At 43.3% G+C, this 6,290-nt stretch carries 5 protein-coding genes; 4 read left to right on the plus strand and 1 reads right to left on the minus strand.

The window, feature by feature from the left end; genetic code table 11:
* Positions 1 to 477: 477 nt before the first annotated feature.
* The 4 genes from MMY95_RS14730 (at position 478) to nrdF (ending at position 5,102) form a co-directional block, all read left to right on the plus strand.
* On the plus strand, positions 478 to 930 hold the full coding sequence (locus MMY95_RS14730; RefSeq protein WP_072535998.1) for a class Ib ribonucleoside-diphosphate reductase assembly flavoprotein NrdI: 453 nt from the start codon (positions 478 to 480) through the stop codon (positions 928 to 930).
* A gap of 27 nt (positions 931 to 957) precedes the next feature.
* Positions 958 to 3,105, plus strand: a complete 2,148-nt coding sequence (gene nrdE / locus MMY95_RS14735) for a class 1b ribonucleoside-diphosphate reductase subunit alpha (protein WP_033615749.1) — start codon at positions 958 to 960, stop codon at positions 3,103 to 3,105.
* Between the two features lie 105 nt (positions 3,106 to 3,210).
* A complete protein-coding gene (locus MMY95_RS14740; protein WP_024971945.1) occupies positions 3,211 to 4,137 on the plus strand; it encodes a ribonucleotide-diphosphate reductase subunit beta in 927 nt (308 codons plus the stop codon).
* A 14-nt stretch (positions 4,138 to 4,151) separates the two neighbouring features.
* Entirely contained in the window at positions 4,152 to 5,102 is a 951-nt protein-coding gene (gene nrdF, locus MMY95_RS14745; RefSeq protein ID WP_003646148.1) for a class 1b ribonucleoside-diphosphate reductase subunit beta, read from the plus strand.
* Between the two features lie 60 nt (positions 5,103 to 5,162).
* On the opposite strand, the gene MMY95_RS14750 is transcribed toward nrdF, so the two are convergent.
* Positions 5,163 to 5,780, minus strand: a complete 618-nt coding sequence (locus tag MMY95_RS14750; protein ID WP_016527441.1) for a TetR/AcrR family transcriptional regulator — start codon at positions 5,778 to 5,780, stop codon at positions 5,163 to 5,165.
* Between the last annotated feature and the right edge of the window lie 510 nt (positions 5,781 to 6,290).

Raw genomic sequence — 6,290 nt, forward strand, 5'->3', positions numbered from 1 at the left:
TCACTAATCGAATTATTAGTACAATGATCCGTTCAACAATCGTCCCAATGTATTAAAAAGACTATTTTGTTAATTTTGCACCAGAACCAAACTAACTTCGTGAAGCCAAGTGGCTGATTGATTAACGACGACACGCTTAATTTATCTGGCGTTCAATTCGCAAGCGTCATCTGGCACGCTTTGATGCGTCATTGACCCAACTAAACTCATAAAACTTGATTAAAAAATTGTCGATTTGAAATCTCATTATTTCAAATCGATTTTTTATTGTCTTTTTTGGCCACCACCGTAATTTAATCATCCCCGGTACCAGCCGTTTAATCGTCATTATCAAATGATAATGTTAATTCATATTTTAGCAATTCAATAGATTCATTTTGGGAAAGTCGGTATTCAAACGCTATATATTGTGCTACAATAATTTGCGTCACACTATATATAGACAAAGGACGATGATTCGCTACGGAACCTGTAAATATTCTCTACATCAGTTTGAGCGGTAATACCAAATATTTTATTGGCAAACTGACAAAATACTTTGAAGAAGAACGCCACATTCAAGTTAATTCAATTAACGTTAAAGAACACCCCGAATTCACCACTCTCGACCAACCGTTTGTTGCCTTCCTGCCGGCCTTTCTTAAAGGCGGTAACGGAGTTAACAACGGCTACACCGAAATCTTGACCACCATTTTGGGGGATTACCTAGAACACGAAGATAATTATCGCCGTTGTTACGGGATTATCGGTAGCGGCAATCGTAATTTTAATAAGCAGTTTGCACTCACGGCTAAACAGTACGCTGAGCGCTTCGGTTTTCCCTACATTACCGATTTTGAACTACGTGGCACAGCACACGATTTTCCTCGCATCGCCGATGCAATCTTAACCTATCGCGATCAATTCAGTTCTCAAACAACAAAGGAGTAGTCCCTAATGGCAACTAGCACCCCAGAAATGGAAAACACCTATTTTTACTTAAATAACCTCGTAAACATCCCCGTCGACGGAGAAATTCCGCTATATTACGATCAAGAAGCCCTCAAGGCCTATTTTGAAGAGACGGTCGAACCAAAGACTAAACAATTTGATTCATTGGATGCCAAATTAAACTACTTAGTCAACGAAGATTACATTGATCCAGATATCCTGAATCAGTATTCCCACGAATTTGTGCGGTCCTTGTTCGACCGAATGAAAGACCATCACTTCCATTTCCGCAGTTTTCTCGGCGCGTACAAGTTTTACACACAGTACGCCATGAAAACCAACGACGGACAACAATTCTTGGAAAGCTTTATCGACCGTGTCGTCTTCAATGCCCTCTACCTTGCAAACGGTGATGAGCAACTTGCTAATGACGTTGCCGATGAATTAATTTCACAGCGTTATCAGCCCGCCACTCCCACTTTCCTCAACGCGGGGAAAAAGCGCCGCGGAGAAATGGTGTCGTGTTTCCTAATTGATATGGCCGACTCAATGCTCTCCATTGGCCGTGGCGTTAATTCCGCCCTTCAACTATCACGGATTGGCGGTGGCGTCGGTGTTAACCTGTCAAATCTCCGTGCCTCAGGCGATTCTATCAAAAAAATTGCCAACGCCTCGTCCGGGGTTGTACCAGTGATGAAGTTACTTGAGGACTCATTTAGTTACAGTAACCAGCTTGGTCAACGTAACGGTGCTGGGGTTGTCTATCTCAACGTTTTCCATCCCGATATTTTACATTTTCTGGATACCAAAAAAGAAAACGCGGATGAAAAAATTCGGGTAAAGACCCTGTCCCTCGGGCTGATCGTTCCCGATAAATACTATGAATTGCTCAAGACTAACGAACCGATGTATCTTTTTAGTCCCTATGACGTTGAACGCGAATACCACACGCCATTTGCCTACATTGATATCACGAAGGAATATGACAACATGGTTGCCAACCCGAACATCAAAAAATCGGTCTTTAACGCCCGGAAGCTAGAACAAAAGATTTCTCAACTCCAACAAGAATCTGGGTATCCTTACATCTTGAACATTGATACGGCGAACCGCACGAACCCCGTCGATGGCAAAATTATTATGAGTAATCTCTGTAGTGAAATTCTCCAGCCCCAGGAACCCTCAGAACTTGATGATGATCTATCGTATAAGACCATTGGTACCGATATTTCATGTAACCTCGGATCAACTAATATTATGAATATGATTGATTCGCCAGACTTTGGTCGCTCGGTTGCGGTCGCCGTTCGCGCGCTCACCCTCGTGACCGATACAACCAACGTCAAGGAAGTCCCAACCGTTAAACATGGTAACGAACTTTACCATACGATCGGATTGGGTGCCATGGGTCTGCATACCGCCCTTGCACGCCACCAAATTGAATATGGCTCACCTGAAGCCCTTGAATTTACGGATGCTTACTTCCTAGCCTTAAACTACTATTCACTCGTCACGAGTAACCAAATTGCACGCGAACGTCACGAAACCTTCGCCAAATTTGAGCAATCAAAATACGCCGACGGTAGTTACTTTGATCAATACCTGAACGCCGACTTTGAATTTAAGAGTACTAAAGTTGCAGAAGTTTTCAAAAACATTAAATTACCATCTGTTGCCGACTGGGAGGCCCTCAAACAGGCCGTCATGGCGGATGGTCTTTACCATCGTAACCGACTTGCCGTGGCACCGAATGGTTCCATTTCGTACGTCAATGAAACAAGTGCGTCACTTCACCCAATCACACAATTAGTAGAACAACGGCAGGAAAATAAAGTGGGATCAATCTTCTACCCGGCACCCTACCTGTCTAACGAAACTTTGCCCTACTACACGCCCGCATATGATATCGACCAACGCAAAATCATCGATACCTATGCCGTAGCGCAAAAACACATTGATCAAGGCATGAGTCTGACACTGTTCATGCGTTCAGTTTTGAAACCCGACCTTTACGAGTGGAAGGACAATGACAACTTGAAGATGACGACCCGGGACCTTAACCGGTTACGGAATTACGCCTGGACCAAGGGCATCAAGTCACTTTATTACATCCGAACATTCACAGAAGACGACGAAATCAAAACCGCAAATGAATGCGAGTCATGCATGATCTAGGGAATGTATTCAGGGTTAGCGCCCGTTTAACCCACCGACAACACGTTATTGGATCACGGTGCCCGTACACCTGTGAATCCTAACTAAGGAGACGAACAAATAACGATGGACTATTTATACTACAAAGCAATTAACTGGGATGACATTAAAGATAATTTCGATAAATACACGTGGGAACAACTCACCACTAACTTTTGGTTGGACATTCGGATTCCCGTCACGAATGATCAACCAGCTTGGCAACAGCTAGCAGACACTCAACAACAGGCCATTACCCGCATGTTGGCAGGTGCATCGATGTTAGCCGTCTACCAATCAGAGGTCGGCACTCCTGCCATTCGCCATGATCGGCGAACCCAACAAGAAGAATCCGTATTAAATACTATTACCTTCATGAAATCAGTCCATGCTAAGAGTTACACGACCATTTTCCGGGCCCTGATTCCAGGCAATGGTGGCGCAAATTTCACTTGGGCAGACAATAATACCGATCTGCAAGCTGAAATAGACCAACTCGCTCAAACGAGCACTAATGGCACGGCTTTACAAAAAAAAGCCCTTTTCATTTTGACCGAAACTGGCCTTTCATTTGGTAAATATTGGACAACCCTTCAAAACCATTCTCTCGTCAATACCTACCAAATGTTGGCCAATATTCTTCGTGGAAGTGCCATCTTTAGTGCCTATGTCGGCTACAAATTTCACCTTGGGTTTGATGACCTCGCGTCAAGTGACCAAGCCGAACTGCAGCATTGGATTAACACCCAGTTTGATCAACTCATGCAAACCGAAAAAGATTTCCTAGAAGCTAACCTTGAAGATGCCACCGAAGCCATCAATTTGGCCTACTATGGTGCCAATCATGCACTAACATCACTTGGTTTCGATGCTAGCTACGAGGTTCAGCCATCTCCACTAGTGGCGCAGCTCAAGAAATTGATGATCGACCAAGATCAATTCTTGCAACAGGTGACGGCAGCAAACAACGAATCGGACACTGAAGAAATGACCGACGACGACTACGATTTCTAAGGAGCATTCAACTAATGAGCTATAAAACAATTAACTGGGACATCATCGAAGACGAATTTGACGAATATGTATGGGATAAAGCAACGGCACAATACTGGTTAGATACACGGGTGCCCGTTTCTAATGATTTACGCGACTGGCGGACACTTTCTGACACCGAAAAGTCAGTCATCAACCGAGTTGTCGGGGGATTAGCCTTGCTGGACACACTCCAATCCGAAGAAGGCGTCGACGTCATGCGGCCCGACGTTCGGACACGGAAGGAAGCGGCAGTCATCAATGACTTTTTGATGATGGAGTCAATTCATGCCAAGAGTTACGGCACTATTTTGACCTCTTTGAACGATCAAGCCACTGTTGACGAAGTCTTCAATTGGATGAACAATAATCCCCGAATGCAGTACAAAGCCAAACGGATCAATGACATTTACCAAACAGGAAACAACCTTGAAAAGAAGGTCGCAAGTGTCTTTCTCGAAGGAATTTTGTACTACACCAACTTCTTTACCCCACTTTGGTACCGCGGTAACAATAAGCTCTCCAACCTTTCCGAGGTCATCAAGCTGGTGATCCGCGACGAATCCGTCCATGGCACCTACCTCGGCTACAAGTTCCAACTAGGCTATAACGAGCTGCCAGAAGCTGAACAAAAAACATTCAAAAAATGGATGGATGATTTACTCGATGATCTCCTCGAAAACGAATTTGCATTCACTGAAGAAGTTTACGCGCCAATTGGTTTAGCCGAAGACGTGAAACAATTTGTTCACTACAACGCCAACAAAGCCCTTCAAAACATGGGCTTTGAATCCCGCTTCCCCCATGCCGAAATTGAAGATATCAACCCGATTGTGATGAACGGCATTTCAACCGAAACGGCGAACCACGATTTCTTCTCCCAAGTTGGTGCTGGCTATCTAATGGGTAATGCCGAAGCCATGGATAACAGCGACTACGATTTCTAATTCTTATCCGCTTTCTAATCAAAACGTCCCTCCCCGAATCAAATCGAGGAAGGACGTTTTTTAATTTGTAGTTGTTTGAATCGGTGCTAGCAAAAAGTGAATCTGTTGGCGAACCCGTTCCCGCACATCGGCACTCAATCGCCGCTGATTTTTAATCAACAATTCATCATACAGTACCTTCTGAAAAATCGACATCACAATCATCGCAAGGTTATCGGCAGCTTGGCTGTCATTAAGCGCCAGTTTCTCGATATTTTGAAAGGCTTGAGATAATCGCGCCTGAATTTGTTGAATCGCGTCAATCAACCAGTGAGATTGCTCATCAGACAACAGCATTCGTTCACGAATTGTAATAATGAACGATTGATAGCTGGTTTCACTTTGGAATGCTTGCCATAGCTGATCGAATAATGTCATCATTTGAGTTTCGATACCAGTGACAGTTGTCGAATTTGTTAGTGATACCGTTAGTAAACTAACCCGACTTTCAATTCCCTGCTGAACAATTGTATCCAAAATTTCCTGTTTACCATGTGGAAAGTGGTAGTAAAGTGCGCCCTCTGAAGTCCCTGCCGCTTTATTAATCATTCGTGTCGTCGTTGCCTCAAAACCGCGACTAGCAAACAGTTTGCGAGCCACATCAATAATTTTATCCTTTGGTTGGTCGTTTTTAATCATTTAATCTCCATCTTCGTAAAAAGTCGGGCACTCAGGCCCGACTTAAACTACATAATACCGACAGTTTGTAAAATAAGGTACCCGTTTAAGATTACCAAAACAATTGCTGAACCCCAAGCACAGTACTTAATCCAGCCCCTAACGAAAACGAACAAGAAACAAACAGATATAACCATTGGGGGGAAGATGACTATAAAGAGTTCTTGACACATGTAAGCAATGACTTAATGGAAAAGGTCCAGGAAAAACAAGATGCTCTTAATTGATAATATTAGCTGATCAATTCAATATTGACCTAGACTTTTTTTATTTCGTGATGTAACGAGACTTGTAGATGTCCACTAGGAGTCTCCAAATTAGACCCTGTAACAGAGAATAATAGGAGAATGACAGCGACACAACTTAAACAGTTGTGGCCTGTTTTTTGATGCTGTATAATTAAAGGGTTAGAACCGTGTCATTACTTAATGACATAAGTAAGGAGATAAAAAGATGAAATATGGCTATGCG

The sequence above is a fragment of the Lactiplantibacillus sp. ME-2 genome (genome assembly GCF_022549155.1).
In the GTDB taxonomy this organism is placed as follows: domain Bacteria; phylum Bacillota; class Bacilli; order Lactobacillales; family Lactobacillaceae; genus Lactiplantibacillus; species Lactiplantibacillus plantarum.

Coding starts and splice junctions, on each gene's coding strand:
- nrdF (WP_003646148.1), top strand. CDS start 4,152: ATGAGCTATAAAACAATTAACTGGGACATCATCGAAGACGAATTTGAC.
- MMY95_RS14750 (WP_016527441.1), bottom strand. CDS start 5,780: ATGATTAAAAACGACCAACCAAAGGATAAAATTATTGATGTGGCTCGC.
- MMY95_RS14740 (WP_024971945.1), top strand. CDS start 3,211: ATGGACTATTTATACTACAAAGCAATTAACTGGGATGACATTAAAGAT.
- nrdE (WP_033615749.1), top strand. CDS start 958: ATGGAAAACACCTATTTTTACTTAAATAACCTCGTAAACATCCCCGTC.